At 64.8% G+C, this 25,974-nt stretch carries 25 protein-coding genes and 1 tRNA gene; 13 read left to right on the top strand and 13 right to left on the bottom strand.

Annotated features, from left to right (window positions below; genetic code table 11):
* Window positions 1-69 precede the first annotated feature (69 nt).
* Both DM450_RS04815 and DM450_RS04810 read left to right on the top strand, forming a co-directional pair.
* Entirely contained in the window at window positions 70-729 is a 660-nt protein-coding gene (locus DM450_RS04815) for a peroxiredoxin (protein ID WP_142632881.1), read from the top strand.
* Window positions 726-1,097 carry an ArsR/SmtB family transcription factor gene (locus DM450_RS04810; protein ID WP_142632879.1) on the top strand — a complete coding sequence of 124 codons (372 nt, stop codon included), beginning with the start codon at window positions 726-728 and terminating at the stop codon, window positions 1,095-1,097. The genes DM450_RS04815 and DM450_RS04810 overlap by 4 nt, the downstream gene beginning before the upstream one ends.
* Window positions 1,098-1,192: 95 nt before the next feature.
* On the opposite strand, the gene DM450_RS04805 is transcribed toward DM450_RS04810, so the two are convergent.
* The gene (locus DM450_RS04805; RefSeq protein ID WP_142632877.1) at window positions 1,193-2,710 is read right to left on the bottom strand and encodes an arylsulfatase; all 1,518 of its coding nucleotides are present in this window, start codon (window positions 2,708-2,710) and stop codon (window positions 1,193-1,195) included.
* Window positions 2,711-3,026: 316 nt separating this feature from the next.
* On the opposite strand from DM450_RS04805, the gene DM450_RS04800 reads away from it, so the two are divergent.
* From DM450_RS04800 to DM450_RS04790, 4 genes are all read left to right on the top strand, one after another.
* On the top strand, window positions 3,027-4,715 hold the full coding sequence (locus tag DM450_RS04800; protein ID WP_142632875.1) for a mechanosensitive ion channel family protein: 1,689 nt from the start codon (window positions 3,027-3,029) through the stop codon (window positions 4,713-4,715).
* A 144-nt stretch (window positions 4,716-4,859) separates the two neighbouring features.
* Entirely contained in the window at window positions 4,860-5,726 is an 867-nt protein-coding gene (locus DM450_RS04795; protein WP_260610200.1) for a hypothetical protein, read from the top strand.
* A gap of 102 nt (window positions 5,727-5,828) precedes the next feature.
* The gene (locus DM450_RS25720; protein WP_185928712.1) at window positions 5,829-6,023 is read left to right on the top strand and encodes a hypothetical protein; all 195 of its coding nucleotides are present in this window, start codon (window positions 5,829-5,831) and stop codon (window positions 6,021-6,023) included.
* A 47-nt stretch (window positions 6,024-6,070) separates the two neighbouring features.
* Window positions 6,071-7,003, top strand: a complete 933-nt coding sequence (locus DM450_RS04790) for an IS5 family transposase (protein WP_142637381.1) — start codon at window positions 6,071-6,073, stop codon at window positions 7,001-7,003.
* On the opposite strand, the gene DM450_RS04785 is transcribed toward DM450_RS04790, so the two are convergent.
* From DM450_RS04785 to DM450_RS04775, 3 genes are all read right to left on the bottom strand, one after another.
* Complete coding sequence (locus tag DM450_RS04785; protein WP_260610199.1) at window positions 6,919-8,115, bottom strand: phage integrase central domain-containing protein; 1,197 nt, start codon at window positions 8,113-8,115, stop codon at window positions 6,919-6,921. The genes DM450_RS04790 and DM450_RS04785 overlap by 85 nt on opposite strands.
* Before the next feature lie 178 nt (window positions 8,116-8,293).
* Window positions 8,294-8,370 (bottom strand) — tRNA-Met (locus tag DM450_RS04780).
* Between the two features lie 109 nt (window positions 8,371-8,479).
* Window positions 8,480-9,022 (bottom strand): 2'-5' RNA ligase family protein, encoded by a 543-nt coding sequence (locus tag DM450_RS04775; protein ID WP_142632873.1) that lies wholly within the window; start codon window positions 9,020-9,022, stop codon window positions 8,480-8,482.
* A 126-nt stretch (window positions 9,023-9,148) separates the two neighbouring features.
* On the opposite strand from DM450_RS04775, the gene DM450_RS04770 reads away from it, so the two are divergent.
* On the top strand, window positions 9,149-9,559 hold the full coding sequence (locus DM450_RS04770; protein WP_142632871.1) for a sugar transporter: 411 nt from the start codon (window positions 9,149-9,151) through the stop codon (window positions 9,557-9,559).
* Window positions 9,560-9,695: 136 nt separating this feature from the next.
* Here DM450_RS04770 and mltG read toward each other — a convergent pair whose 3' ends face one another.
* The 4 genes from mltG to aspS all read right to left on the bottom strand — a co-directional run bounded on the left by mltG (window position 9,696) and on the right by aspS (window position 14,381).
* Window positions 9,696-10,670 (bottom strand): endolytic transglycosylase MltG, encoded by a 975-nt coding sequence (gene mltG / locus DM450_RS04765; protein ID WP_142632869.1) that lies wholly within the window; start codon window positions 10,668-10,670, stop codon window positions 9,696-9,698.
* 21 nt (window positions 10,671-10,691) lie between these two features.
* Entirely contained in the window at window positions 10,692-11,951 is a 1,260-nt protein-coding gene (gene fabF, locus DM450_RS04760; RefSeq protein WP_142632867.1) for a beta-ketoacyl-ACP synthase II, read from the bottom strand.
* 169 nt (window positions 11,952-12,120) lie between these two features.
* Window positions 12,121-12,357 (bottom strand): acyl carrier protein, encoded by a 237-nt coding sequence (locus DM450_RS04755; protein WP_007013838.1) that lies wholly within the window; start codon window positions 12,355-12,357, stop codon window positions 12,121-12,123.
* A gap of 233 nt (window positions 12,358-12,590) precedes the next feature.
* Window positions 12,591-14,381 carry an aspartate--tRNA ligase gene (gene aspS / locus DM450_RS04750; protein ID WP_142632865.1) on the bottom strand — a complete coding sequence of 597 codons (1,791 nt, stop codon included), beginning with the start codon at window positions 14,379-14,381 and terminating at the stop codon, window positions 12,591-12,593.
* A 254-nt stretch (window positions 14,382-14,635) separates the two neighbouring features.
* On the opposite strand from aspS, the gene DM450_RS04745 reads away from it, so the two are divergent.
* The 3 genes from DM450_RS04745 to DM450_RS04735 all read left to right on the top strand — a co-directional run bounded on the left by DM450_RS04745 (window position 14,636) and on the right by DM450_RS04735 (window position 18,309).
* Window positions 14,636-16,054, top strand: a complete 1,419-nt coding sequence (locus DM450_RS04745) for a hypothetical protein (RefSeq protein ID WP_142632863.1) — start codon at window positions 14,636-14,638, stop codon at window positions 16,052-16,054.
* 91 nt (window positions 16,055-16,145) lie between these two features.
* Window positions 16,146-17,339 (top strand): ribonuclease D, encoded by a 1,194-nt coding sequence (gene rnd, locus DM450_RS04740; protein ID WP_142632861.1) that lies wholly within the window; start codon window positions 16,146-16,148, stop codon window positions 17,337-17,339.
* 73 nt (window positions 17,340-17,412) lie between these two features.
* Window positions 17,413-18,309 carry a hydrogen peroxide-inducible genes activator gene (locus DM450_RS04735; RefSeq protein WP_142632859.1) on the top strand — a complete coding sequence of 299 codons (897 nt, stop codon included), beginning with the start codon at window positions 17,413-17,415 and terminating at the stop codon, window positions 18,307-18,309.
* Here the strand turns inward: DM450_RS04735 and DM450_RS04730 are convergent.
* Together DM450_RS04730 and pgsA are read right to left on the bottom strand one after the other, a co-directional pair.
* A complete protein-coding gene (locus DM450_RS04730) occupies window positions 18,306-19,520 on the bottom strand; it encodes an MFS transporter (RefSeq protein ID WP_142632857.1) in 1,215 nt (404 codons plus the stop codon). The two genes, DM450_RS04735 and DM450_RS04730, sit on opposite strands and share 4 nt — an antisense overlap.
* Before the next feature lie 167 nt (window positions 19,521-19,687).
* Window positions 19,688-20,281 carry a CDP-diacylglycerol--glycerol-3-phosphate 3-phosphatidyltransferase gene (gene pgsA / locus DM450_RS04725; RefSeq protein WP_142632855.1) on the bottom strand — a complete coding sequence of 198 codons (594 nt, stop codon included), beginning with the start codon at window positions 20,279-20,281 and terminating at the stop codon, window positions 19,688-19,690.
* 238 nt (window positions 20,282-20,519) lie between these two features.
* Between pgsA and DM450_RS04720 the strand changes: the two genes are divergently transcribed.
* Entirely contained in the window at window positions 20,520-21,833 is a 1,314-nt protein-coding gene (locus DM450_RS04720; protein ID WP_142632853.1) for an MFS transporter, read from the top strand.
* Between the two features lie 41 nt (window positions 21,834-21,874).
* On the opposite strand, the gene DM450_RS04715 is transcribed toward DM450_RS04720, so the two are convergent.
* The 3 genes from DM450_RS04715 to DM450_RS04705 all read right to left on the bottom strand — a co-directional run bounded on the left by DM450_RS04715 (window position 21,875) and on the right by DM450_RS04705 (window position 22,985).
* Complete coding sequence (locus tag DM450_RS04715) at window positions 21,875-22,102, bottom strand: hypothetical protein (protein ID WP_142632851.1); 228 nt, start codon at window positions 22,100-22,102, stop codon at window positions 21,875-21,877.
* Window positions 22,103-22,277: 175 nt separating this feature from the next.
* A complete protein-coding gene (locus DM450_RS04710) occupies window positions 22,278-22,460 on the bottom strand; it encodes a CsbD family protein (protein WP_142632849.1) in 183 nt (60 codons plus the stop codon).
* A gap of 111 nt (window positions 22,461-22,571) precedes the next feature.
* Window positions 22,572-22,985, bottom strand: a complete 414-nt coding sequence (locus DM450_RS04705) for an EVE domain-containing protein (RefSeq protein ID WP_142632847.1) — start codon at window positions 22,983-22,985, stop codon at window positions 22,572-22,574.
* 145 nt (window positions 22,986-23,130) lie between these two features.
* Between DM450_RS04705 and DM450_RS04700 the strand changes: the two genes are divergently transcribed.
* Together DM450_RS04700 and DM450_RS04695 are read left to right on the top strand one after the other, a co-directional pair.
* Entirely contained in the window at window positions 23,131-24,066 is a 936-nt protein-coding gene (locus tag DM450_RS04700) for an isopenicillin N synthase family oxygenase (protein ID WP_142632845.1), read from the top strand.
* Window positions 24,067-24,275: 209 nt separating this feature from the next.
* Window positions 24,276-25,943, top strand: coding sequence for a putative bifunctional diguanylate cyclase/phosphodiesterase (locus DM450_RS04695; RefSeq protein WP_260610194.1), 1,668 nt, complete (start codon window positions 24,276-24,278; stop codon window positions 25,941-25,943).
* Window positions 25,944-25,974: the final 31 nt, after the last annotated feature.

Raw genomic sequence — 25,974 nt, 5'->3', positions numbered from 1 at the left:
CTTAGTTGCCACTTTATGTAATTATGAATGTTTCTTGCGTCAAGTCGCCGGTGCGGATAGGCTCGCTGCATGGACGACCTCGATACCGCTCTCGCACCGCCGACCCCGACGACCGCGACCGCCCTTCGCATCGGCGACCGGGCGCCCAACTTCCACGCCCGCTCCACCGCCGGCCCGGTCGAAATGGTGGCCTATGCGGGCCGCTGGCTGGTGTTCTTCTCGCATCCGGCGGACTTCACGCCGGTCTGCACCTCGGAATTCATCGCCTTCGCCAAGGCGGCAGGCCGTTTCGCGGAGCTGGACTGCGACCTGCTCGCGCTCTCGGTCGACAGCTTATATTCGCACTTTGCATGGGTGCGCGCCATCCGCGACCGCTTCGGCATCGAAGTGCGCTTTCCGATCGTCGAGGATCCGACACTGGTGGTCGGCCAGGCTTACGGCATGGTGGCACGCGATGCGCATGATGCCGGGGCGGTCCGCAGCGTCTTCGTGATCGATCCCCGGCAGGTGGTGCGCGCGATCATCACGTACCCCGTCGAGATCGGACGTTCGGTGGCGGAGATCCTGCGGGTGGTGGCCGCCCTGCAGGCCGCGGACGCCGGCAGCGGGTTCCCGCCCGAAGGCTGGCAACCCGGCGAAGCCCTGCTTATCCGGCCTGACCCGACGCTCGACAGCGTGTTCGCGGCAGAGGAACCCACCCGCTGGTTCCTCGAAGAGACGCGAGGATGACCGTGACCGGACCGGAACCCGCCACGATCGAGCTGCTCAAGGCCATCGCCCATCCGCTGCGCTATGCGATCCTCGGCTGCCTCGGACAGGGCGAATGCAATGTCGGTGAAATCGAGACAAGGACCGGCATCGGCCAGCCAGCCCTGTCGCAGCAACTGTCCGTGCTGCGACAGGCAGGCCTTGTCGCCACCCGGCGCGAGGCACGGCTGGTGTTCTACTCGGTCGCCCCCGCCGCGCTCGATGCGCTTTGCACCAGCCTCAAGTTCCTGCTGATGCCCGAGGGCCAAATGGCCCGGACGGAGGCCCGGCCCGACGCTTCGCCCCCCGCGAACCTCGGCGGTGCCGCGATGTTCGCGCGGCTTGGCTAGGCCGTAGACGCATAAACGGCCCAGGCCGCACATGCGCTTGAGGGCCGTGCACCGATCATGGTGCCCGGCCCCCGCAACGTCATCGGATCACGCGGTCAGTCGTGACCCTTGCTCATGAACTGTTCGACCACGTTGGACATGTCGAAGCTCTTGCCGCCCTGCACCGGCGGGTACTTGGCGAGCGTCATGAGATGCTCCTTCATCATCTCGCCCATCGGCCCGGTCTGCCACGACACCTTCTGGATCAGGTGACCGTAGGAATCCGAGCTATCGTAGCTTTCGAAGGGATCCATGCGGATGTTGAAGACCAGCGGCTTGGAGCGGCCGGTGATCGTGCCGTAGTAGTCCTCGGCGGTCGAGAAGTGCCACTTCCACGGCCCCATGCGCATCGCGGTGAGCTTGGATTCATTGTAGTGGAACACGTGGTTGCGTGCCGAGTCCTCGGCATCGCCCTTCCAGTAGGGAAGGTTGTTGACGCCGTCGATGTACTGCTGCTTTTCCGCCAGTACCTTCTCGTTGACGTCCTCGACACCGGCAGCCACCGCGAGCGTGGTGAACATGTCCTGGTGGCACTGGATGCCGTTCTTGAGCTGCAGCGGCTCGATCACGCCCGGCCACTTGAGCATCGAGATCACGCGAACGCCGCCTTCGTAGGTGGTCATCTTCTCGCCGCGCCACGGGGTGGTGGCGCCATGCGGCCAGGACGAATGCTCGGGGCCGTTGTCCGTCGAGTACCAGACGATGGTATCTTCCTCGAGGCCGTTTTCCTTGAGGAAGTCCAGCACGATGCCGATGTCATGGTCGTGCTGCATCATGCCCGAGCCATGCAGATCGCTCTCCGAGGTATACTTCTCGGCCGCGTAACGCCACTTGTCGTTGAGGCGGGTGTAGAGGTGCATGCGGCTGGTGTTGAGCCAGACGAAGAAGGGCTCGTCGGCATCCTTGGCGTTCTTCATGAACTCGAGCGCGGGCGGAATGAATTCCTTCTCGTCGATCTCGTGCATGCGTTCCTGGTGGAGCGGGCCGGTGTCGACGATCTTCTGCTTGCCCACCTTGCCGAAACGCGGATCCTCGGTGGGATCGTCGACATCGGTGGCCCAGGAATGGATCACGCCGCGGGCGCCGAACTTCTTCTCGTACTCTTCCAGGCTACCGGAATAGGCCTTGGCGAAGTTCTGGTAGTCGCGCTGCTCGTCCTCTTCCGACACGTTGAGGTGGTAGAGGTTGCCGAAGAACTCGTCGAAACCATGGTTGGTCGGCAAGTGCTCGTTGCGATCGCCAAGGTGGCTCTTGCCGAAGTGGCCGGTGCGGTAGCCCGCTGCCTTCATCACTTCCGCAAGGCAGGGCGAGGCAGGCTGAAGGCCCAGCGGCTCGCCCGGCTGGCCGACCGTCACCATGCCCGAACGGATCGGGTACTGGCCGGTGATGAACGAGGCGCGCCCCGCAGTGCACGAGGGCTGGGCATAGTGGTCGGTGAACCGAATCCCGGCATAGCCGATGCTGTCGATATTGGGCGTGGTGTAGCCCATCGTGCCGAGGCCATAGGCACTGATGTTCTGCCAACCGATGTCGTCACCCCAGATTACGAGGATATTGGGTCTCTTCGCCGGCATTGCTTCCTCCGTGGAATGGGTTGGAGGAAACTGGGGCTTCATCGCCAAGGCCGGTATCGGCATTTACCCCGATGGAAGGGGGATTCTTCCCCCACTCGCCCCCTCGTTCAGCCACATCCCGCGCGCGGGTAAATCCGCAATATACCGATGGCTTTCAGGCGGATAGTTTTCGCCTCCTAGCGCGAAAAACGGGTTCGCAGCCGAAGCCGCCCGCCCCCGCGCAGGCCATGGAGCAGGCGCGCCGCCAACTGCCGCACGGCAGGCATCGAATGGACGATGGGCGGAGCAACCCTGACGATTTCGCGAGTCATCAGGCATGGGATTTGGGACCGACAATCGAAAGACAACCTGGGGCAAGTCGATCCGGCTCGCCCTTGCTGCGGGGCTGCTGGGCCTGTCCGGCGCCCAGGCCCTGGCCGAAGACAAGCCGAAAGACGAACCCACCGAAACCGCCTCGCCCCCGTCCGATCCGCTGGAGCGCGAGAATCCGCGCAACATGCAGATCGGCATGATGGCCGCGATCGGCGCACAGGACGATGCTCTGCTCGCCCGTTACATCGAGACCGGCATCGAGACCGGCAAGGCCTCGCCCGAACAGGCCGCCGAGCAAGCGCGGCAATTCCGCCTGCTGCTGGACAAGGCCGGGTCCATCGCGCAGCGGCTGGCGCTGCCACTCGCCGCGGAAGGCGCGCTCGACGACGGCCTGCCTCCCGACGAGGAAAAGATCGGCAACCTGACAGCGGGCGGCGAAGAGATCCCGATCATCGCCAGACGCACCGAGGACGACGAAGGCCGCAAGATCTGGCGCGTATCGGCGCAAACGCTGGCGCAGGCACTCGCCGCCGAGCCGCCGCCACCGCCCGCAACCGAAGAAAGTCCGGTCGACGAAAGCCAGCGCAAGCTGGTCGTTCTGGGCGCGCCGCTGTCCAGCTGGGTCCTGCTGCTGGGCGTGGGGCTGACGATCTTTGCAGCCGTGGTCCTGCTGTTCAGGATCCTCTACCACCGCCTTGCGCAGCAGTCGGAGGACGGCAAGCCGCACCCGGTCGCCGCGATCATCTATGCCATGGTTCCGCCGGCCACGCTGATGGCGATCTACCAGACGATCTCCACCATTGCCGAACCGCTGGGCATGGGCCTTGCCGAACGCGCGGCCATTGCCCGGCTGTCCGGCATCGTCGTCTGGGCCGGTGCGACATGGCTGGCCTGGCGGCTGGTCGCCGTCGCTGGCGATTTCATTTCCGACCGCTTCCGCGCCACCGGCCATGCCCAGCGCATCGGCATGACCGGCTTCATCATCCGATCGATCCGCCTGCTCATACTGGCCATCGCCATCGCCGCATTCCTGGCGACTTTCGGCATCGACGTCACCGCGGGCCTCGCCGCGCTCGGGATCGGCGGTCTTGCCTTCGCCCTGGGCGCCCGGCAGGCGGTGGAGGACCTCATCGGCGGCATTGCCTTGCTGCTGGACCGGCCGGTCCAGGTCGGGGACCTGTGCCGCATCGACGGTGAGGTCGGCCGGGTGGACGAAATCGGCCTGCGCTCCACCCGCATCCGCACCCGCGACCGTACGATCCTGACGATCCCCAACAGCCAGCTTTCCGACAGCAAGATCGAAAACCTGGAAAAGCGCGACCGCTTTTTCGTCAGCCAGAAAGTGGGCGTATCCTATTCCGCCGGAGCGGAGGGCCTCGCCCGCGCGCTTGAGGTGCTGCGCAGCACCCTGACCGAGGATCCGCATTATATTCCCAGCATCTGCCCCATCCGGCTACTGGGCTTCACCGACGGCTGTTTCGAGATCGAAATTCACGCCCACTTGCGCTGCCCCAGCCATTCGGAAGGCTTCCTGCGTCAGGAAGCCCTGATGCTGGCGGTATTGCGAGCATTCGAGCACGAAGGGCTGGAAATCGCCGTTCCCGGCCGCCGCCTGACCATGGAGCCGGACAGTGCCCGCGCCGCATCGGGTTTTCCCGGATTTCCCCCGACGCCAAATCCGGGAAAACCCTGATAAATTACCGCCCGTCGTGGCTGTACATTTCACCAGTCGACCAACGTGCGAAGGACGACCTCCATGGTGTTTTCCCATTACCGGCAGACGGGGCGGTCCAGTGTCGCGCGATTATCCGCAAGGTCGGAAAACAGGGAGCCTTTCATGAACATAGCTGCGCCGAGAAGGCAGGAACGTACGGCTCATCCAAGCGCTCATGGAGGACTGGCGGCAGCGGCCGTGCTGCTCGGCCTCACCTGGGCGCCCGCCCTCTGCGAGGCGCAGACACTGGACAACGACTACTGGATTTCCGCACAGAGTTATTACCCAAGCGTGGACACGAATGTCCGGGTCTCCTCCAAGACGGCCGAGACGGTCGGCACCGATATCGACTTCGAGAAGGACCTGGACCTCGACAAGCGGGACGTTCTGCCCGCCGTCAGCGCGGGCGCGCGCTTCGGCCATGTGATTGTCGGTTTCGATTTCTTCAAGCTGAAGCGCAGCGGTTCGATCGCCCTGCAGCGCGACATCACCTTCGACGACACCGTCTATCCCGCCTCGGCCCAGCTCGACAGCAGCTTCGACAGCGACATCTATCGCCTGACGGTGGGATATGCCTTTGTCCAGCAGGACAACCTCGAACTCGGCGCCGCGATCGGTCTGCACGCCACGCGCTTCAACCTGGCCCTGTCCGGCGAGGTCAACGTGGGTGAAGGATCCGTCCAGGCCGAACAGCGCCGCAAGGACTTCCTCGCCCCGATCCCGACCGTGGGCCTCTTCGGCACCTATCGCATCGCGCCCCGCCTCGAGGCGAGCGCGCGCATCGATTACCTCTCGCTGAAGATCGACCAGTACGACGGCCGGCTGATCAATGCGCAGGCGGGTGTGAACTACAGCATCCTCAAGAATCTCTCGCTCGGCATCGCCTATCGTTACGTCGACTACCGGGTGGGCATCGACAAGGACGCATGGAGCGGCCGCGTCCGCTACAAGCTGAACGGACCGGCGGTAGTGCTGCAAGCCTCGTTCTGAGAAACAGGAAGGCCTCCCTCCCCGGCGGATCGCCGGGGAGGGAGGCCTTTCCTTTTGCCCGCTCTATGCGATGTTCAGGCGGACGGCTCGGCCCGGTCCAGCATGCGCATCAGCGGAATGCCGATGATCGTCGAGACCACCATCGACAGCAGGACCGCCGCCGGAACCAGGGTGGAATCGGTCAGCGCATGGCTGGCAATGGCGATGGCCGCACCCGGATGGCGGCTCGATGCCGCCAGCGCCAGCGCGGCGCGGTCTCCCGGGTTGGGACCACCCAGCAGGGGCTTTGTTGCATAACAAGGTGATGGATTCCCTTGAGGAATCGGATGTCATAGATGGGCCGGATGCCCAGACCGACCCCGCCGAAGTATCGCACGACCAATTGGCCCGAATATAATGCAGCGCTCCGGCGGCGAGGCTCGCTGGATGTGTGGTTCGACCCAGGGATGGACTGGTTTGCGGCGCCCGATGGTCGGCCTGGTCGGCCGCTGCGGTTTTCGGACCGGGCGATCGAGTTCTGCCTGACGCTGAAAGGGTTGTTCCAACTCCCGCTGCGGCAGGTGACGGGTCTGGTCGAGAGCCTGCTAAGGATGGCGGGTCTGGACTGGCCGGCACCGGATTATACGACGCTGTGCCGGCGCCAGAAGAGTTTGTCGGTTGATCTGGGCGCGCGCGCCAGCGCGGGAGGCCTGCACCTGCTGGTCGACAGCACCGGGATCAAGATGATCGGTGAGGGGGAATGGAAAGCGAGGAAACACGGCGTTTCTTACCGCCGCCAGTGGCGCAAGGTGCACATCGGCATCGACGCGGAAACCTTCGATATCCGAGCGATCGAGGTCACAAGCAATGCCGTCGGCGATGGCCAGACGCTGCCCGATCTGTTGGCGCAGATCCCCGAGGATGAGACCATTGTCACCGTCGGCGGCGACGGTGCCTATGACACCAGAGGTTGCCACGCGGCCATCGATGCGCGCGGTGCCGACCCGGTCATCCCGGTTCGCCGCAACGGCAAGGCATGGACCGAGGACGGCCCCGGCGTCGAGGCCCGCAACGAGACGTTGCGCGCGATGAAACGCCTGGGCAGGGCAATTTGGAAGAAATGGAGCGGCTACCATCGACGCAGCCTGGTCGAGACCAAGATGCACTGCTTCAAGTTGCTCGGTCCGCGCGTCGCCGCGCGCACCTTTGAGCGTCAGATAACCGAGCTCAAAGTCCGTGCTGCAATCCTCAATCGCTTCTCGCAAATCGGAACGCCCAACACCGTACGGGTCGCATAATAATTACAAGTAATCATAATTTTACGCCTGTCACGCGTTATGCAACAAAGCCGCGGCATACCGAACTCGACCAACTGCTCATTGGCCCAGGTGCTCGCCAAGCCCCTGAAGCCGTGTACGGTTTGGCGGCTGTGGTATCCGAGGCGATAGAGCGCGTAGATCATTGTGTTCTCTGAAAGCGGCTTGTTCGGGCCGTTGCCCGGGAAGAGAAACTCGCCAGGCGCTGCTGCTATCATGGATTTCGCGATGTGCGTTGCCTGCTGCGAGAGGGGTACCAAATGCTCTCGTCCCATCTTCATTCGCTCGGCTGGTATGCGCCAGACGGGCGATTTGCCGCCCAGGTCTTCAAACTCGGATTTGGCGGCGAACCGGAGTTCCTTGGTTCGAACCCAAGTCAGGAGTGCAAAGAGAACTGCATCACGGGTGATCGCGGACCGCCGTTCGCCCTCTTCCTGGTAGGCATGCAGCTTCTCGATGAACGCGGGCAACTCGCTGAGCGGCAGCCGGCTCATATGCTTCACTCTTGGTCGCGGCTTTAGAGCCCCGCGCAAATGTGTCGTCGGATCGTTCGTTGCCAAGCCACACGCGATCGCAAACTGGAAGACTTGCCCCACCCCTTGTTTCGCACGCCGGCTGATATCGAGCGCGCCTCTTGCTTCGATCTTGCGGATCATGGCCAGGACGTCGGGTGCCGTGATTTCATTCACGAGTTTCTCGCCGATGACTGGAAAGACGTCCCTTTCCATGCGCGACCAGACGCGTTCGGCATGCGCGGCATTCAACGCGCTCTTTCGATTTTCATGCCAGCGCTTTGCGACCTCGAAGAAGGTGGCTCCTTCCTGCGAGATCACTTCTCCCTTGGATTTCATTGGATCCTTGCCCTCGGCTAGCAACGCCTTTGCGGCTGTGCGCTTGTCGCGCGCGGCAGCTATCCCGAGATCTGGGTAAGCGCCGAAGGAGAGCAACTTCTCCTTGCCCGCAAAGCGGTACTTCATCCGCCATAACTTTGACCCGTTCGGCTGTACGAACAGGAACAAGCCCTCCCCGTCGGCCATCTTGTAGGCGCGCTCGCGTGGCTTGGAATTTCGGGCCTGAATCTCCGTGAGAGGCATTGGGGGTATCGCTCCTTTCCGATACTCCGCGAAAATACCCCCAAAATACCCCCACACCAAATCCGGCTGCATGTGGAAGACCATGGGCGCATGCGGACGCGAATCACCCGCAAACCTCTGCTTTTCTTTCGATTTTCGGAAAAATGCGGAAGCTAGTGGAAGCTTCCGGATCAAGGAATGGTAGCGGAGGAGGGACTCGAACCCCCGACACGCGGATTATGATTCCGCTGCTCTAACCAGCTGAGCTACTCCGCCATACCAAGGCCACCGCATAGGTGGCTCTGCATGGTGCCGCGGGGAGCGCCCCGGGCAGGTGCGTGCCTCTAAGGGGAAGGTTGCCCGCGGTCAACACCCAAAAAGCACTTTAGCCGCGAAATTTTACGATGCGAATTTCCCGCCAGAGCCCCTCCTCCCACGCGTAGAGCCCGAAGCCCCGGAACCGAAACGAAACGGGCGCCAGTTCCGCCTGCAATCGGGCCTGCAAGGCCTGCGCCTGCGCCGAGGAGACCTTGTTCTGCACCGTCACATGCAATCGCAGCGGACGGCTGTCCTGAACCGTGAGCAGGCCGTGCATGCGATCGGCGATCCGCGCATGCAGGTCTTCCATCGCCGGGCTGTGAACCGCCAGCGCCGTGCCGCGTTCCAGCTTCATCAGCCCTGAAATCCGTGCAGGCGGCGGTGCCGAGCGCGCTAGCTCGCCGAGAATCGCTATGAGTTCGGCCTCCACGGACGGCGGCAAGGCGTGAAACAGCGTGACGTGCGCCCGCAGGCGGTTGCGCTCCGGAGGATAATGTGCCCGGCGCAGGCCATCGGCCCAGCCCAGCACGTCGGCGGGCAGTTCCGCCGTAACCAGCAACGGCGCACCGGGTCGGCGCTCGCTTGCCAGGATCTCACCCGCTCTGTTCATGCCTGCTCCCGTCTCACCCCGCCTCGATAGCGGGCGATTCCCACTCCCACCACGAGCGGATTGTCAGCGGGCAGTCCATGCGGCAGGATCGCCCTATCCTATGGTGGTGCACCTGGGGAGAGCAACATGCGCAGGTTCTGGATCATCGCCTCCGGCATCCTGGTGTGGAACCTGCTGGGCGACGCCGCCTATTTCATGCAGGCCAGCACCGATCTCGACGAACTGGCCCGAACCGATCCGGTCGCCGCCCAGGCCTTGATGCAGATGCCCGCCTGGGCCTGGGGCGCCTATGCGATCGCGGTATGGAGCGGAACCCTGGGCGCGCTCCTGCTGCTGATGCGACGCGGAAGCGCCTGGGCCTTCTTTGCGCTGTCGCTGGCGGGCGTGATCGTGCAGTTCGGCTGGAGCTTCCTCGATTTCGGGATGCTGGGCGCCAAGGGACCGGCTTCGGCGATCTTTCCGCTGATGATCCTGGCGATCGCGATCGCATCGGTCACGTATGCACGCCGCAAGCGGGCCGACGGCACGTTGCATTGACGCAGGCCCAGGGCATTGGCGCGGGCCCTTGGCAAACGGCCCGGGGCGGGCAGCGGGCGCCACGCCCCCCCCCCCCCTTGTCCGCGCCCGTCCGCGCCCGTCCGCGCCTGACCGCCCCTGCCCGTTTATCGCGACCTCAGATCTCGCCGCGCGCGCGGCGGATCGCGAACCACTTCTTCACGTTCTCGTTGTGCTCGGCCAGCGTCGAGGCAAAAGCGTGGCCACCGGTCCCATCGGCAACCATGTAGAGCGCGCCGGTCTTGGCCGGGTGCAGCACCGCCTCGATAGAGGCCTTGCCCGGGTTGGTGATCGGGTACTTGGGCAGGCCGGGCATCGAGTAGGTATTGTAGTCGTTGACGGCGCGGATCTCCGACTGGAGGATCCGGCGGCCGAGCGGCTTGCCCCGGGTGATCGGGTAGATGATCGTAGGATCGGCCTGCAGCGGCATGCCGATGCGCAGGCGGTTGGAATAGAGCCCGGCCACCATCGTCCGCTCGGAGGGCTTGCCGGTTTCCTTCTCGACGATCGAGGCAAGAATGACGGCCTGCCCGGGCGTCTTCACCACCAGACCCTGGTCGCGCTTGTCCCAAAGTTCGGCCAGCGTCCGCCGCATGGCCGCCTGCATGCGGCGCAGCACGTCCTCACGGCTTTCACCCTTGCCGAAGGCGTAGCTGTCCGGGAGGATCGAGCCTTCGTCCGGCACGGCGACGTCGCCGGTCAGACCGCTCTGCGCCATCAAGCGTTCCTGCACCATGATCGAGGGCATGCCCTCCGGCACGGTGACGAAGCGGCGGATCACATCGTCGCTGGAGATGATCGCCAGGATGCGCGAGGAACTGGCGTGGGCGGGAATGGCGAACTCGCCCGCCTTGATCGCGCCGCCGCCGCCGAACACGCGGGCGCGCAGCGCAAAGCCGCTGGCAGAGCGGATCGCGCCCTGTTTTTCCAGCCGCTCTGCCACCGAGGCGAGGCTCGCCCCGTTGGGAACAATGAAATGGGTGTCCTTCGCGAGCGGGCCGGAACCGTACCAGCCGCCCACGAAGGACCAGAGGGCGATCACCGCCGACAGGCCGATGGCCGCGACGATAAACCAGTTGCGCCGCGACATCATCGCCTCTTCAGCCTTTCGCGATCAGTCGATCTTGCGCATCACCAGGCTGGCGTTGGTGCCGCCGAAGCCGAACGAGTTGTTCAGCACCGCGCGCACCTCACGCTTGCGCGCGACGTGGGGAACCAGGTCGACGCCCTCGCAGCCCTCGTCCGGGGTGTCGAGATTGAGCGTGGGCGGCACGATCTGGTCACGCATCGCCAGGATGCAGAAGATCGATTCGACCGCGCCGGCACCGCCGAGCAGGTGGCCGATGGCCGACTTGGTCGAGCTCATCGACACCGAGCCGATGGCATCGCCGAACAGGCGGCGCACGGCGCCCAGTTCGATGGTGTCGGCCATGGTCGAAGTGCCGTGGGCGTTGATGTAGTCGATGTCGGCCGGGGTCATGCCCGCCTTCTTCAGCGCCATCTGCATCGAGCGGTAGGCACCGTCGCCGTCTGGATGCGGAGCGGTGACGTGGAAGGCATCGCCCGAAAGGCCGTAGCCGATCACTTCGCAGTAGATCTTCGCGCCGCGGGCCTTGGCGTGCTCGTATTCCTCGAGGACAAGAACGCCGGCGCCCTCGCCCATGACGAAGCCGTCACGATCCTTGTCGTAAGGGCGGCTCGCCTGTTCAGGGCGGTCGTTGTAGCTGCAGTTGAGCGCGCGGGCCTGCGCGAAACCGGCAATGCCGATCGGGCAGACAGTCGATTCGGCGCCGCCCGCAAGCATGATGTCGGCATCGCCGTCCTTGATCATGCGTGCGGCATCGCCGATCGAGTGGGCGCCGGTCGAGCAGGCGGTGACGACCGCGTGGTTCGGCCCCTTGAGGCCGTACTTGATCGAGACCTGGCCCGAGATCAGGTTGATCAGGCGGCCGTGGACGAAGTGCGGCGAGACGCGGCCGGGGCCCTTTTCGGCCAGAACCAGCGATTCGCTTTCGATGCCCGGCAGACCGCCGATGCCCGAACCGATCGAGCAGCCCGCCATGAGCTTGTCTTCCTCGCTCATGTCGGTGAGACCGGCGTCCTCGAGCGCCTGGCCAGCGGCATCGATGCCGAAGACGATGAAGGGATCGACCTGGCGCTGGATCTTGTGATCAACGCGCTTGCCGGCATCGAACCCGTACTCATGATCGGCCGGCTTCACTTCGCAGGCGATCTGGCACTTCTGGTCCGAAGCATCGAACTTGGTGATCGGACCCGCACCGCTCTTGCTAGCAAGGATGTTGGCCCAGGTGGTCTCGACATCAGCCCCGAGCGGGGTGACCAGACCAAGACCGGTTACGACGACGCGACGCATTCACGCTCTCCAAAACTCAAATAGGCCGTGGTTGCACCGCTGGAAACTCCACCGGCAGAAACGGCAACAGGCCCGCCCCCTTAGAGGTCGAGCCTGTCGATTTCAATCCGTGAGTGGACACAAGGCGCCCCGGCCGAGACCGGAGACGCCATTGTGACCGAAGGCCGGATCAGCCCTTGTTCTCTTCGATGTACTTGATCGCATCGGAGACGGTGCTGATCTTTTCAGCCGCATCGTCCGGGATCTCGACGCCGAATTCTTCTTCGAACGCCATGACCAGCTCGACGATGTCGAGCGAGTCAGCGCCCAGATCGTCGATGAAGCTTGCTTCTTCGGTGACCTTGTCGGCTTCCACGCCGAGGTGCTCGACGACGATCTTCTTAACCCGATCGGCGGTATCGCTCATGTGAATAGACCCCTTCAAAAATCGGTCAGTATTGTATCTCGCCAGCCGCCCTAATGATTGGGCGGGGCGCTGGCAAGCCTCGCGCGCAAGTTGGTGCCGTCGCGCGAGGCATCGCAGGCGTCCTTATCGACCTGCGCCGGGCTTTTCCAGCCCATATCGCCCATTCTTCAGCCGCCTCGGCGAAAAAGACCCCGGAAAACCGGGGTCTTCTTTTGGAGGCAAACAGCCTGCTGTCAGGCCGCCGGCTTCTGCGGCTCCACTACACGCATGTGCAGTTCGCGCAGCTGCTTGGGCTCGGCCGGGGTCGGCGCGCCCATCAGCAGGTCTTCGGCGCGCTGGTTCATCGGGAACAGCGCCACTTCACGCAGGTTCTGCGCGCCGCAAAGCAGCATCACGATGCGATCGACACCGGCCGCCATGCCGCCGTGCGGCGGGGCGCCGTACTGGAAGGCGCGGTAGAGACCGCCGAAGCGCTCCTCGACGTCAGCCTTGGTCAGGCCGACCATCTCGAAGGCCTTGACCATCAGTTCCGGCGACTGGTTACGGATCGAGCCCGAGGCGATTTCGAAACCGTTGCAGACGAGGTCGTACTGGTACGCCTTGATCGTCAGCGGGTCCTGGCCTTCCAGCGCTTCCATGCCGCCCTGCGGCATCGAGAACGGGTTGTGCGCGAAGTCGACCTTCTTGTTGTCCTCGTCCCATTCGTAGAACGGGAAGTCGACGATCCAGCACAGCTCGAAGCGGTCCTTGTCGATCAGGTCGAGCTGCTCGCCGGTGCGGATACGGGCGAGCCCTGCCAGCTTGGCGGCCTGCTCTTCCTTGCCGGCGGCGAAGAACACGCCGTCGTTCGGGCCAAGGCCCAGCGCCTCGATCAGCGCGGCGGTCTTTTCCTCGCCGTGGTTCTTGGCGATCGGGCCGCCGGGGACGCCGTCCTTGATGTTGATATAACCAAGGCCCGAATAGCCTTCACCGCGCGCCCAGACGTTCATGTCGTCGAAGAACTTGCGGCTGCCCGCGCCCGCACCCGGAGCCGGGATCGCGCGGATCACGCCGCCGTTCGCGACAATGCCCGCAAAGATGCCAAAGCCCGATTCGACAAAGTGCTCGGTCACGTCCTTGATGATCAGCGGGTTGCGCAGATCGGGCTTGTCCGAACCGTAATCCAGCATCGACTGGGCGTGCGGAATGCGGCGGAAGCTGCCTGCCGGGGTGACCGGCTTGCCTTCGGCGAAATCGGCGAACACGCTCTGGAGCACCGGCTCCATGGTTTCCCAGATCTCTTCCTGGGTCACGAAGCTCATTTCGAGGTCGAGCTGGTAGAACTCGCCCGGCAGACGGTCGGCGCGCGGGTCCTCGTCGCGGAAGCAGGGGGCGATCTGGAAGTAGCGGTCGAAACCGGCGACCATCAGCAGCTGCTTGTACTGCTGCGGCGCCTGCGGCAGCGCGTAGAACTTGCCGGCGTGGATGCGGCTGGGCACCAGGAAGTCGCGCGCGCCTTCGGGCGACGAGGCAGTCAGGATCGGCGTCGCGTATTCGGTGAAGCCGATGCCTTCCATCTTGCGGCGCATGTCCGAGATGATCTTGGTGCGCTTGACGATGTTGGCGTGCAGCGTCTCGCGGCGCAGGTCGAGAAAACGATAGCGCAGGCGGATATCCTCGGGATATTCCTGCTCGCCGGCGACCGGCATCGGCAGTTCCTCGGCCTTCGCCTGGACGGTCACGGCGCGGGCGTAGACCTCGATCTCGCCGGTCGGCAGGTTCGGGTTCACGGTGGAGGCGCTGCGGGCCTTCACTTCGCCCTCGATGGTGACCACCGATTCGACACGCAGCGAATCGAGCACGGCCAGCGCCGGGCTGTCGCTGTCGGTGACGATCTGGGTGATGCCGTAGTGATCGCGCAGATCGACGAAGAGCACGCCGCCGTGATCGCGCTTGCGATGCACCCAGCCCGAGAGGCGGACGGCCTGGCCGACCTCGGCAGCGGTCAGGGCGCCGCAGGTGTGGGAGCGATAGGGATGAGTCATGGCGGGCTCGCGCTTCTCTTGATCTGAAACAGGTTGCAAGCCGTGCCCCCTAGTCGAGTGGCCGGATTATTTCCAGATGGGGATTTGCATTCGCGCGCCCCGCCCGGCCCTGGACACGCTCCACCCCGCCTTTGACGCACTTTTGCCCCGCATGCGCAGCCGCTGCCGCAAGCGCGCGCGCCAGACATAGCGGCCGCGGTAACCCGGTATCAACCATTGCGGAGCTATCCCCGCATCAAAGGGTCTCATGGAGAATGACAATGCTTGCGGACGTCACGGTCGACGGCAGGCCGGAAAGCCAATTCCGCCTCGCGATCGAGTCCATGCTGCGCGCCGGCGACGCCGATCAGGCCGCCCGCGCGCTCAAGGCCGAACTTGGCTACTTGTGCGGCGAGGGACAGCCCCTGCCCGCGCGCTTCCGGTTCATTGCCGCGTCGGAACTCGAAGTCACCGGCTGGGACCGCCTGATCGAACGGATCGGCGAACTCGACAGCCCCGGCGATCCGATCACCGCGATCGGCATCGATGTCTGCGGAATGCAGGCGGGTTTCGGCGGCGCCCCCACTCTCGCATTCGAGACCACATATTATACCGACCAGGCCTGGGGCTTCTCCCACGCCGATCGCGACGGACTCTGCGCCGGCTATACCGGCACGACCAATGCCTGGCAGGGGGCTTTCGAGGACCTCGACGACACCTTGCGAGTAGCCGGGCTCGACGATCTCAACGCCGTGATCGCCGCGCTTGAGAACCATTGCCGCAGCGGCAGCGCAACACCCGAGGAACAGCGCGGCTTCGTGGTCGGTGCCTGCTATCTCGCCGTACTGATCCACCAGGCCGTGCGCGACAAGGTTGCCGCAGAGGGACTTCCCCGCGCCATGGCGGTGCTGGTGGGCAGCAACGAGGCCTACCCCTGGTTCGAGGCCCCGGCCGCGAGTGCGCGCGATGGCTTCGTATCGACCGGACCGGCGCCCGCCGCCCGCGGGATCGGCGCCGTGCTGGAGCGCCGCCCGCTGGACCTCGGCGCGCATCTTGCCGCGATGCCCGCGCCGCCCCCACACCTGCCCTCTTTGGACCTGCCCTCATCGGACCTGACGCCGTCCGATCTGCAGCCCACCGAACTCCCGGCGCCGATCTTCGATACCGGCCGCGCGCCTTTTGCACCGCCGCTGGCGCAAGAGGAGGCATCGACCGAGACCGCGCCGCCGCTGTTCGGCGCCCCCGGGCAGCCCCCTTCCGCCGATGAACTGCCCGGCAGCGTGTTCCGCCAGTACCCGCAGGCACAGGAACGGATCGACTTTGGCGCGGCCGATTTCGAGGCTGCCGGCTTCGACGACTGGCCCGCCGAAACACAGCACCATGACCTCGAAAGCGAGGAAACGGCGGAGCTGGCCGCAACCGACGCCGCAACCGACTATGCCGCGCTCGACGGCCTGCGCATGGCGGCGACCGCCACGCCTGCGACCGCGCCCCTTCCGGTTCTCGAACCCGCACGCGAAGCGATGCCGGTTCAGGAGGACGAGGAAGCGCTGCACCTGCCGCCGCCGGGCATCCACGTCACCGGCACCCAGCTGCGCCGCCGCTTCGTCGACCGCGAGACCATCGCGATCGAGGAAGAGCGCCCGGCCAGCCTGGTCAGCAGCCTGCTCGAACGCCTGTTCGGCAAAAAATAGCATCGTCGCCGGATTTCTCCGACAAAACTGGGAGTCGGACCGGTCGGGGAGATTGATCCCCCGCCCGGTTCGGCGTAACGCCGCAGTCGCAATGATCATTCACCCGCTTATTACAAAGACGGAAGAGCTCGCCGCTCTGTGCGAACGCCTCGCGAAATCGGATTTCGTGACGGTGGATACCGAGTTCATGCGCGAGAACACCTATTGGCCCGAACTCTGCCTCGTGCAGATCGCCAATACCGAGGAAGCCGCCGCCGTCGATCCGAAGGCGGACGGGCTCGACCTGTCTCCGCTGCTCGACCTGCTGACCGACAACGAGGACGTGCTCAAGGTCTTCCACGCCGGCGGCCAGGACGTCGAGATCATCTACAACTTCACCGGCCGCACCCCGCATCCGATCTTCGACACGCAGATCGCGATGATGGCGATCAGCCAGTCGGAGCAGATCGGCTATTCGAACCTGGTCGAATCGTGGCAGGGCCTGACCATCGACAAGGGCGCCCGCTTCACCGACTGGTCGCGCCGCCCGCTGACCGAACGCCAGATCGAATACGCCATCGGCGACGTCACCCATCTGGCCAAGATCTTCCCCAAGATCCTCAAGCGCCTGATGAAGACCGGGCGCGGCCAGTGGCTTGACCAGGAAATGGAAAAGCTGGCCGATCCGGCCAACTACCGCAACGACCCCACCGAGGCGTGGAAGCGCATCAAGGCCGCCGGCCGCAACGCCGCCATGCTCGGCCGCCTCAAGGCCATCGCCGAATGGCGCGAGATCGAGGCGCAGGGCAAGAACATCCCGCGCGGCCGCATCGCCCGCGACGAGACACTGGCCGACCTCGCCAGCCACCCGCCCAAGCAGCAGTCGGACCTTGCCAAGGTGCGCGGCCTCTCGCAGGGCTGGAAGGACAACGACATCGGCAAGCGCCTGATGAACACCATCGCCAAGTCGCAGCCGCTGACCGATGACGAGATGCCGCCGCGCGCCCCGCGCGGTGCGCCGCTCGGCAAGGAAGGCTCGCTGGTGGCGGACCTGCTCAAGCTGCTGCTCAAGATCCGCGCGCGCGAGATCGACGTGGCCGCCCGCCTGCTGGCGCGCAGCGAGGACCTCGAACTGCTGGCCGCCGGCGTGCGCAAGAACCTGCCGATCCTGGAAGGCTGGCGCTACGAAGTCTTCGGCCATGATGCCCTCGACCTCGTGGAGGGCAAGCTCGCCTTCGCGGTCGTCGACGGCAAGCTGAAGATGACTCGTGTCGAGGATGCGGAAGAGGTGCCGGTCACCGAGTGACCGGCCTGCCCTCAATTCACGGATCGCGCGCAAATGGTTGGCGAAGCGCCCCTCTTCGTGCGATAGCCCGCGCGTGACCGTCTATCAGCCCACGCTCAAGCAGCTTCAGTACCTTGTCTCGCTTCATGAGCATGGCCATTTCGGCCGTGCCGCGGATGCCTGCTTCGTCTCGCAGTCCACGCTTTCGGCGGGCCTGCGCGATCTGGAGGCCCTGCTCGGCGTCACGCTGGTCGAACGTACCAAGCGGGCGGTACGCTTCACCCCGCTGGGCAATGCCGTAGTCGAAAAAGCCCACCGCATCCTGCGCGAGACCGAGGAACTGTCGGATCTCGTGCAGTCGAGCGGAAAGCCGCTCTCGGGCGAAGTGCGCATGAGCGTGATCCCGACGATCGCGCCGTTCCTGCTCCCCCGCATGCTGCCGCGCCTGCGCCGCGAGCGCCCGAACCTCAAGCTGTTCCTGCGCGAGGAACCCAGCCAGGCCGCCATCGAATCGCTCCACCACGGCCGCGCCGACTGCGTGCTGCTCGCCCTGCCCTACGCCACCGGCGAAGTGGAGAAGGAGACCATCGAGCTCGACGCCTTCTACGTCGCTTTTCCCAATGACGATCCGCGCAACCCACCCGAGGAAGTCGGCCCCGACATCATCGACGAGCATCGCCTGCTGCTGCTGGAAGACGGGCACTGCCTGAAAGACCACGCGCTGGCGGCCTGCAACCGCCCGGAACTGCGCGCTTCGGCGACGATGATCGGCACCAGCCTGCACACCCTGGTGCAGATGGTCGACAACGGGCTCGGCCTGACGATGCTGCCGGAAATGGCCATCGATGCCGGTATCCTGAACGGCACCAATGTGGTCGCCCGCCCGCTCAATTCCCCCCACGCCAACCGCGAGATCGCGCTGGTCTGGCGCCGGAATTCGCCGCGCGCGGAAGAATTCCGACTGCTCGCGGACGAACTGCGCGCCGGTTAGCCCCGGCGGCGCAGCCCCTGCAGCGCCATGCCGACCGAAGCGATGGCGATGCCCAGCATCGTCACCCCGTTCCAGCCCCAGTGGTGCCAGACCACCGTCGCCGCCCCCGAACTCACCGCCCCGGCCAGGAACATCGTGCCCATGTAGACGGTGTTGATGCGCGAACGCGCTTCAGGACGCAGGGCATAGATGATGCTCTGGTTGGAAATCTGGCTGGCCTGGATCGCGAAGTCGAGCACCAGGACACCGATCACCAGCCCGGCGATCGAAGTCCAGAATGCAAAGATCAGCCAGGAAGCCAGCGTGAACGCGCTTGCCGCCACGATCACCATGTGCGGCCCGCGGCGGTCGGCGATCCGGCCGGCGATCGGCGCGGCCAGCACCCCGGCAGCGCCGAGGATGCCGAACAGCCCGGCCACTTCCGACCCGAGCCCGAAGCGCGGCTCCTGCAAATGCAGTGCGAGGATCGTCCAGAACACGCTGAACACGCCGAACTGGGTGCACTGGGTGAAGGTGGCGAGGCGCAGCGCGGGAAATTCGCGCCACAGCCCCCAGAGCGAGACCAGCAGCCCGCCATAGCCCATGCCCGCAGGCTTGGGCTGACTGCGCGGCAATTGCCAGGCCAGCAGTCCGGCAGTTCCCAGCGCCAGCGGCACCGCCAGTGCGAACATCGCCCGCCAGCCGAACTCGGCGCCCACGAACCCGGCCAGGGTGCGGCTCAGGAGGATGCCGCAGAGCAGCCCGGCCATGACCGTTCCGACCACCGAGCCGCGCTTGTCCTCCGGCGCGAGATTGGCCGCAAGCGGCACGATCTGCTGCGCCACCGAGGCCAGCAGGCCGACCACCAGCGATGCCGCCAGCACCATCGCCCCGCTCGGCGCAATCGCGACCAGCGCCAGCCCGATCGCCAGGGCAATGCACTGGAGGACGATCAGCCGCTTGCGCTCGACCAGATCGCCGAGGGGAACCAGCAGCATGAGGCCCGCCGCGTAGCCGAGCTGCGTGGCGGTCGGCACGTAGGTGATCGCGGCGCCAGGAACGTCACGCTCCATCAGGCCGAGCATGGGCTGGCCGTAATAGATGTTGGCGACCGTCAGCCCCGCCGAGGCCGCCAGCGCAAACACCAGCGCGCGCCCGAATTTCCGAGGCTTCGGATTGGGATTGCGGAACTGGGCGGCAAGCAGGCGACGAGAGGCGGTGATGGGATTCATCCTTGCGATAGCGATGTCCCCCGACTGCGCAGGCACCTGACGCAGGCGAACGCTTGAGCCAAACGCAACAAGCGCACTCGGGTTAGCGTTTTTTGCAACCAGACGCGGGCCATCGCGCCTGCCTCGAGGACCCCGCCGCCCTTGGTCGCCGGGCTCGATCGCCGCGCTCAATCCATGTGCTTGAGGCCGACCCGCAAGTAATCCCAGCCGGTGATCAGCGTCAGCACGGCCGCGCCCCACAAGGTGGTCAGCCCCACCGTGTGCGGCACGTTGATCACCAGCGCGCCGAGATCGAGGTTCCACCAAGGCATCGCGGCGCCGAGAATCAGCGCGCCGAGCGAGATCATCTGGAACGTGGTCTTCCACTTGGCGAGCCTGCTGACCGGCACCGAGACCTGCAATCCGCCGAGGAATTCCCGCAGCCCCGAGACCGCGATCTCGCGCACGAGAATGATCAGCCCGGCGATGACATGCATGTCGCCCACGTAAGGGCCGGTCAGGACGCCCTGCGCGGTCAGCACGAGGATCACCGCCGCGATCATGATCTTGTCGGCGATCGGATCGAGGAACACGCCGAGCTTGGACACCGCCCCGCTCGACCGGGCGAGATAGCCGTCGAAATAGTCGGTAATGCCCATCAGGCAGTAGAGCGCGAAAGCAAGGCCATAGCCAAATTCCCATTTCGGCCACCACAGCAGGAAGGCCAGAAGCGGCATCGCGACAATGCGGGAGAGCGTGAGGATATTCGGCAAGGTAAGCATCGCCGCACAGCCATAGCGGCGATGTGCGCGTTTGAGAATGGAAGAGTGACTCAAGAGTCTTCGGTTTTTCGGACAAAATCGCGGGAATGCGAATTGTCGCGGAGAGGGCTTCCTCCCCTGCGTCACCGCCGCCATGCACCCGCCGCACCCAAGAAAATGCCGATCAGGGCTTGTGCGCTCGCCCTGTGGCATTAAGTGTCCCGGCACGAAGAGTGAGGCCGCCGATTTTTCCAACGACATGACCACGACGACCAAACTCATCCGCGCGAGGCGTTTCCTGCCTCTGTTCGTCACCCAGTTGCTCGGGGCGTTCAACGACAACCTGTTCAAGAACGCCATGGTGCTTTTCGTGGTCTATGGGGTCTACAACTCCGAGGCCGCCGAAGCCCGTTTCAGCGCGCTGGCCTCGGGCATTTTCGTGATCCCGTTCTTCCTGCTCTCCGCGCTCGCCGGCCAACTCGCCGACATGCGAGACAAGGCGAAGATCATTCGCGTCATCAAGGCCTGCGAAATCGCGATCATGGTCGTGGGCGGCACCGGTCTTGCGCTGGCCTGGCAACATGTCGCGCTCGACGCGCTGGCGATTCCGCTGATGCTGCTCGCGCTCTTCGCGATGGGCGTGCACTCCACCTTCTTCGGACCGATCAAGTACGCGATCCTGCCCCAGCACCTGCGCGAGGGCGAAGTGCTTTCGGGCACGGGCCTTGTCGAGGCGGGAACCTACATCGCGGTGCTTGCGGGCACCATCGTCGCCGGGTGGATCAGCGTTGATCACGCTGCGATCATGGTCGTGATCGTCGCCATCCTCGGCTATGTCGCCGGCCGCAAGGTGCCTTCCGCCCCGCCGATGTGCACGCCCGAACCACTCGACTTCCATGTCCTGCGCGCCTCGATCCGGCTCGTCAGCACCACGCTCAGCGACCGCCGCGTGTTCCTCGCGGTCTGCTCGATCAGCTTCTTCTGGGCGATCGGCACGGTGCTCTTCATCCAGTTCCCGCCGCTGACCAAGAACATCCTCAATGCCAGCAAGGAAGTGGCCAGCCTGTTCCTGGTGATCTTCTCGGTGGGCGTGGCGATCGGTTCAATGGCGATCAATGCCCTGCTCAAGGGCACCGTTTCGGCGCGCTGGTCGCCGATCTCGGTGATCGGCATGGGCGCCTTCCTGATCGCGTTCCAGGAAGTCTGCGCGATCTGGCCGGGCCATCTGGCCACGGACCCGCTGATGAACGTCAGCACGTTCCTGGTCCAGCCGCTGGCTCTCGCCCTGCTCGGCACGCTGCTGGGCATCGCGATCTGCGGCGGCATGTTTGTCGTGCCGCTCTATGCCTTCCTGACGACCTTCGTCGACAAGTCGCTGACGGCGCGGACGATTGCCGCGAACAATATCGTCAATTCCGGCGCGATGGTGGTCGGCGCATTGGTGACCGGCGCGATGACCTGGCTGGGACTGCCGGTGGTGCAGCAGATGATGGTCGTGGCGGTTGCCTGCGGCGCCTCGGCCTGGCTCGGTTACCTGTTGTTCCGCGCCGAGAAGTCGGCGCACACGGCCTGACCGCGCGGCACGCCCCCCTTCGCCAGCAGTCAGCCCTGCACTCAGGCGATGAAGACCGCGATCGCGACCAGCGAAGCGCAATAGGCGGAAAGGAAGCCGCGCCAATCAGCGCCGCTGAGGCGCCAGGCACGGCGCGCCTGCTCGTTTTCAGCCGCCTCGACATCGGCCGGGAGCGCGGCCACGAAGACGCGGGGTGAAAGCGTGCGCCGGAACGGATGCCGGGCGGACTCGCTGGTGAGCACAAGCGTGCGGCGTTGCAATCGTCTCATGGCGGCAAGATTAAGACTTTGTTTACCGTCTTGCCAGACGCCCGAAACGGGACATCCCAAATCGGGACGAATGCGCCGCAAATCGCGCTTTCAAACCTTTAACATTCAATCACTTCTCAAAAATAAAGGGCCACCTTTCGGCAGCCCTTTCGAACGTCGATGAAGGGTCGACCGGTCAGACACGGTCGCCAAGCGCGCCCTTGACCTTGCCGAGGCCCTGCTGAAGCTCGCCCTTCTTTTCCTGGACCTTGCCCTCGGCCTTCTGCGCCGGGTCATTGCGGACATCGCCCGCGACCTGCTTGGCGTTACCGGCGATCTCGTTGCCGAGGCCCTTGATGGTGTCCTTGAGCTGTCCCATGGCTGTTCTCCTTGGTCTGGCGCGGCGGACTATCGCCGCGTTCACGAAGGGAAAAGCGCATGGCCTGCGGCACGGTTGCCGCCGCTGCGCCGAACCGTGCCCCTGCCGCGTTCAGCGTTCGGAGAGCGCCAGGATATAGTCCCATTCCTCAGCCGTCACTTCCGCCACCGACAGGCGCGAGAGCCGGATCATCTCCATTTCGGCAAGCCGGGGATCGGCCTTGATCTGCGCCAGCGTCACCGGACGGCGCAGCTTGCGCACCGGCTTGACCTTGACCGCCGCCCACTTGCCTTCCGCATCGCTGGGATCGGTTAGCCCCGACACGCTGATGACGGCGATGCCGACGATCTCCTTGCCGATGTTGGAATGGTAGAAGAACGCCTCGTCGCCCACTTCCATGGCGCGCAGGTTGTTGGCCGCACGGTGGTTGCGCACACCATCCCAGGTGCCCTCGCCTTCCTTGACGAGGTCGGCCCAGCCGTAGGCATCGGGTTCGGACTTCATCAGCCAGTAGCGCTTCGCCATCGCGAGCCTTTCGAATTTTGATTTGGGACAGAAACTTTTATGGGGCGGCATAGCAATAGCAGCCGCGAAGACAACACCAGTGATTCGGCCCGTGCCAGTCGTTGATCTTCAAGCACTTCGACCGAATCCTGTTTGGAAGACCATGATGAACCTTGCCCAGATTCCCGTCCTCAGCCTCGAATCCGACCGCGCCGAATTTGCCGCGCGCATCGGCGAGAGCTTCCGCACCTTCGGTTTTGCCATGGTCCGCGACCACGGCATCGACCAGGCGCTGATCGACCGCGCCTGGGACCTGACCGCCCGCTTCTTTGCGCTGCCCGACGAAACGAAGCGCCAGTACTTCATCGCAGGCCAGGGCGGCGCACGTGGCTACACCCCGTTCCGCACCGAAGTCGCCAAGGGCGCGACCGAGAAGGACCTCAAGGAATTCTGGCACGTCGGCCGCGACCTGCCCGCAGGCTCGCCGCTGGCCGCCTCGATGCCGCCGAACATCTGGCCCAGCGAGATCGAAGGCTTCCAGGAAACCTTCACCGAACTCTATGCCCAGTTCGACAAGGCCGGTGCCGAAATCCTCTCCGCCATCGCGGTCGACCTCGGCCTCGACGCACGCTGGTTCGATCCGGCCATCGACGACGGCAACTCGGTCATGCGCCTGCTGCACTACCCGCCGGTGGGCGAAGGCGCGGGCGGCGCCATCCGTGCCGGCGCGCATGAGGACATCAACCTCATCACCCTGCTGCTCGGTGCCCAGGAAGCCGGGCTCGAACTGCTCGGCAAGAACGGCGAGTGGCTGTCGGTTGCCCCGCCCGAAGGCGCCGTGGTCATCAACATCGGCGACATGCTCCAGCGCCTGACCAACCACGTGCTGCCCTCGACCACGCACCGCGTACGCAATCCCGAAGGCGCGCGCGCCGCGCACAGCCGTTACTCGATGCCCTTCTTCCTGCACTTGCGCAGCGACTTCCCGTTCAAGACGCTGGAACAGTGCATCACCCCGGAAAACCCCGACCGCTACCCGGTGAGCATCACCGCCGACGACTATCTGCAGGAACGCCTGCGCGAGATCGGCCTCAAGGCCTGAAACCGGTGCCCCGGGGGAACGTCGCCAAGGCGTCTCCCCGGGGCACTCCGGCCCTGGGTCACGCAAAACGGACGTGACCGGGAACTTTCAGCCGGACATCGCCGTTTTACGGCTTTTGTCTGATCGTCCGGGTTGAAAAATTTAACCAAAACTTCAACCCCACCGGATATCCCCCGGCCATGGGTAGCCGTTCTGGGGGGACACATCCCGTGAAGATTGCATTGGTCGCACAGCCGGATAACGCCGGCGATGATTTCGATGGCGACCGCCAGATCGACATCATCGCGCTCGGCATCGTCACGGCCGCGATCCTTCTCTTCATCGCCACCGGCAGTGAAGTCGGCCCCGACGTCGTCAAGTCACTGCTCGGCCACGGCCCCGGCCCCGACAATTTCATCCTCAACGCCTTCCTGCTCAACGTGGCGATCATCATCTTCGGGTGGAGCCGCTATCGCCAACTCTGCGAAGAGATCCAGCTGCGCAAGAAAGCCGAGCGCCAGGCCCGGCGCCTGGCCGAAACCGATCCGCTGACCGGATTCCTCAACCGCCGCAGCTTCAACGACGCCGTCGACACGATGGTCCGCCAGGCCGCGCTCACCGGCGACCGCGCGGTGACGCTGATCATGATCGACCTCGACAATTTCAAGCAGGTCAACGACTTCAACGGACACAATACCGGCGACCGGCTGCTGCAGGAATGCGCCAAGCGCATCACCGGCTGTCTGCCCTCGAAGGCGCTGGTCAGCCGCATCGGCGGCGACGAGTTCGCCGTTGCCGTGGAGTTCGACCGCAATCGGCCCGACCGCATCGACGGCATTGCCGCCTCGCTGGTCGAAGCCATCGCCCAGAGCGCAACGATCAACGCCATCAGCATCGAGGTCACCGCCTCGATCGGCCTCGCCCGCAGCGACAGCCACGCGCGCGGAGGCACCCTGCCCGATGCCCGCACCCTGCTCGAAATGGCGGACATCGCCATGTACCACTCCAAGCGCCAGGGCCGGAACAGCTACTTCTGGTTCGAAGCGCCGATGGCCGACGAGATGCGTTTCCGCAACGAACTCGAATACGGCATCCGCAAGGGCGTGGCGCGCGGCGAATTCGTGCCGTTCTACGAGCAGCAGATCGACCTGCAGACCGGCGAACTGACCGGCTTCGAAATGCTCGCGCGCTGGGATTCTCCCCAGTTCGGCATCGTCTCGCCCGACATCTTCATCCCCATCGCCGAGGAAATCGGCGTGATCGCCGAGCTTTCCGAAAGCGTGATCGCCCAGGCCCTGGAAGACGCCAAGGCATGGGACCAGAAACTGACGCTGGCGGTCAACATCTCGCCGATCCAGCTGCGCGATCCCTGGTTTGCGCAGAAGCTGCTCAAGATCCTGCTGGAAGCCAATTTCCCGCCACACCGGCTGGAGATCGAGATCACCGAATCGTGCCTGCACCAGAACCTGGCGCAAGTCCGCTCGCTGATCACCAGCCTCAAGAACCAGGGCATCACGATCAGCCTCGACGATTTCGGCACCGGCTACAGTTCGCTGGCGCAGCTGCGCAGCCTGCCGTTCGACCGCATCAAGATCGACCGCTCGTTCGTGTCCAGCATTGCCGAGAACAAGGACAGCGCCGCCATCGTCCATGCCATCGCCATGCTCGGCAAGGGCATGGACCTGCCGATCACCGCCGAGGGCATCGAGACCGGCGACGTGCTCGAACATTTGCTGAAGTACGACAAGATCAAGGGCCAGGGCTATCTTTACGGGCGCCCTCGCCCTGCCGCGGAGCTGGCCGAATGGCTGGGCACGATCGGCATCGTTGCCAACGGCGACGTGGCGCAGGAAGTGTTCTCGATCGCCCAGCAGGTGCCCAAGGCCAGCATCGGATAGCGCCCTCAAGACTGGACCTGAGGGCGCCGAA

Origin of the sequence: Sphingomonas sp. IC081 (assembly GCF_006874585.1) — a bacterium.
Lineage (GTDB): Bacteria > Pseudomonadota > Alphaproteobacteria > Sphingomonadales > Sphingomonadaceae > Novosphingobium.
This window is presented reverse-complemented; position numbering and strand designations above follow the sequence as displayed.

Coding starts and splice junctions, on each gene's coding strand:
- DM450_RS04815 (WP_142632881.1), top strand. CDS start 70: ATGGACGACCTCGATACCGCTCTCGCACCGCCGACCCCGACGACCGCG.
- DM450_RS04810 (WP_142632879.1), top strand. CDS start 726: ATGACCGTGACCGGACCGGAACCCGCCACGATCGAGCTGCTCAAGGCC.
- DM450_RS04805 (WP_142632877.1), bottom strand. CDS start 2,710: ATGCCGGCGAAGAGACCCAATATCCTCGTAATCTGGGGTGACGACATC.
- DM450_RS04800 (WP_142632875.1), top strand. CDS start 3,027: ATGGGATTTGGGACCGACAATCGAAAGACAACCTGGGGCAAGTCGATC.
- DM450_RS04795 (WP_260610200.1), top strand. CDS start 4,860: ATGAACATAGCTGCGCCGAGAAGGCAGGAACGTACGGCTCATCCAAGC.
- DM450_RS25720 (WP_185928712.1), top strand. CDS start 5,829: ATGCGCATCAGCGGAATGCCGATGATCGTCGAGACCACCATCGACAGC.
- DM450_RS04790 (WP_142637381.1), top strand. CDS start 6,071: ATGCCCAGACCGACCCCGCCGAAGTATCGCACGACCAATTGGCCCGAA.
- DM450_RS04785 (WP_260610199.1), bottom strand. CDS start 8,115: ATGCCTCTCACGGAGATTCAGGCCCGAAATTCCAAGCCACGCGAGCGC.
- DM450_RS04775 (WP_142632873.1), bottom strand. CDS start 9,022: ATGAACAGAGCGGGTGAGATCCTGGCAAGCGAGCGCCGACCCGGTGCG.
- DM450_RS04770 (WP_142632871.1), top strand. CDS start 9,149: ATGCGCAGGTTCTGGATCATCGCCTCCGGCATCCTGGTGTGGAACCTG.
- mltG (WP_142632869.1), bottom strand. CDS start 10,670: ATGATGTCGCGGCGCAACTGGTTTATCGTCGCGGCCATCGGCCTGTCG.
- fabF (WP_142632867.1), bottom strand. CDS start 11,951: ATGCGTCGCGTCGTCGTAACCGGTCTTGGTCTGGTCACCCCGCTCGGG.
- DM450_RS04755 (WP_007013838.1), bottom strand. CDS start 12,357: ATGAGCGATACCGCCGATCGGGTTAAGAAGATCGTCGTCGAGCACCTC.
- aspS (WP_142632865.1), bottom strand. CDS start 14,381: ATGACTCATCCCTATCGCTCCCACACCTGCGGCGCCCTGACCGCTGCC.
- DM450_RS04745 (WP_142632863.1), top strand. CDS start 14,636: ATGACAATGCTTGCGGACGTCACGGTCGACGGCAGGCCGGAAAGCCAA.
- rnd (WP_142632861.1), top strand. CDS start 16,146: ATGATCATTCACCCGCTTATTACAAAGACGGAAGAGCTCGCCGCTCTG.
- DM450_RS04730 (WP_142632857.1), bottom strand. CDS start 19,520: ATGAATCCCATCACCGCCTCTCGTCGCCTGCTTGCCGCCCAGTTCCGC.
- pgsA (WP_142632855.1), bottom strand. CDS start 20,281: ATGCTTACCTTGCCGAATATCCTCACGCTCTCCCGCATTGTCGCGATG.
- DM450_RS04720 (WP_142632853.1), top strand. CDS start 20,520: ATGACCACGACGACCAAACTCATCCGCGCGAGGCGTTTCCTGCCTCTG.
- DM450_RS04715 (WP_142632851.1), bottom strand. CDS start 22,102: ATGAGACGATTGCAACGCCGCACGCTTGTGCTCACCAGCGAGTCCGCC.
- DM450_RS04710 (WP_142632849.1), bottom strand. CDS start 22,460: ATGGGACAGCTCAAGGACACCATCAAGGGCCTCGGCAACGAGATCGCC.
- DM450_RS04705 (WP_142632847.1), bottom strand. CDS start 22,985: ATGGCGAAGCGCTACTGGCTGATGAAGTCCGAACCCGATGCCTACGGC.
- DM450_RS04700 (WP_142632845.1), top strand. CDS start 23,131: ATGAACCTTGCCCAGATTCCCGTCCTCAGCCTCGAATCCGACCGCGCC.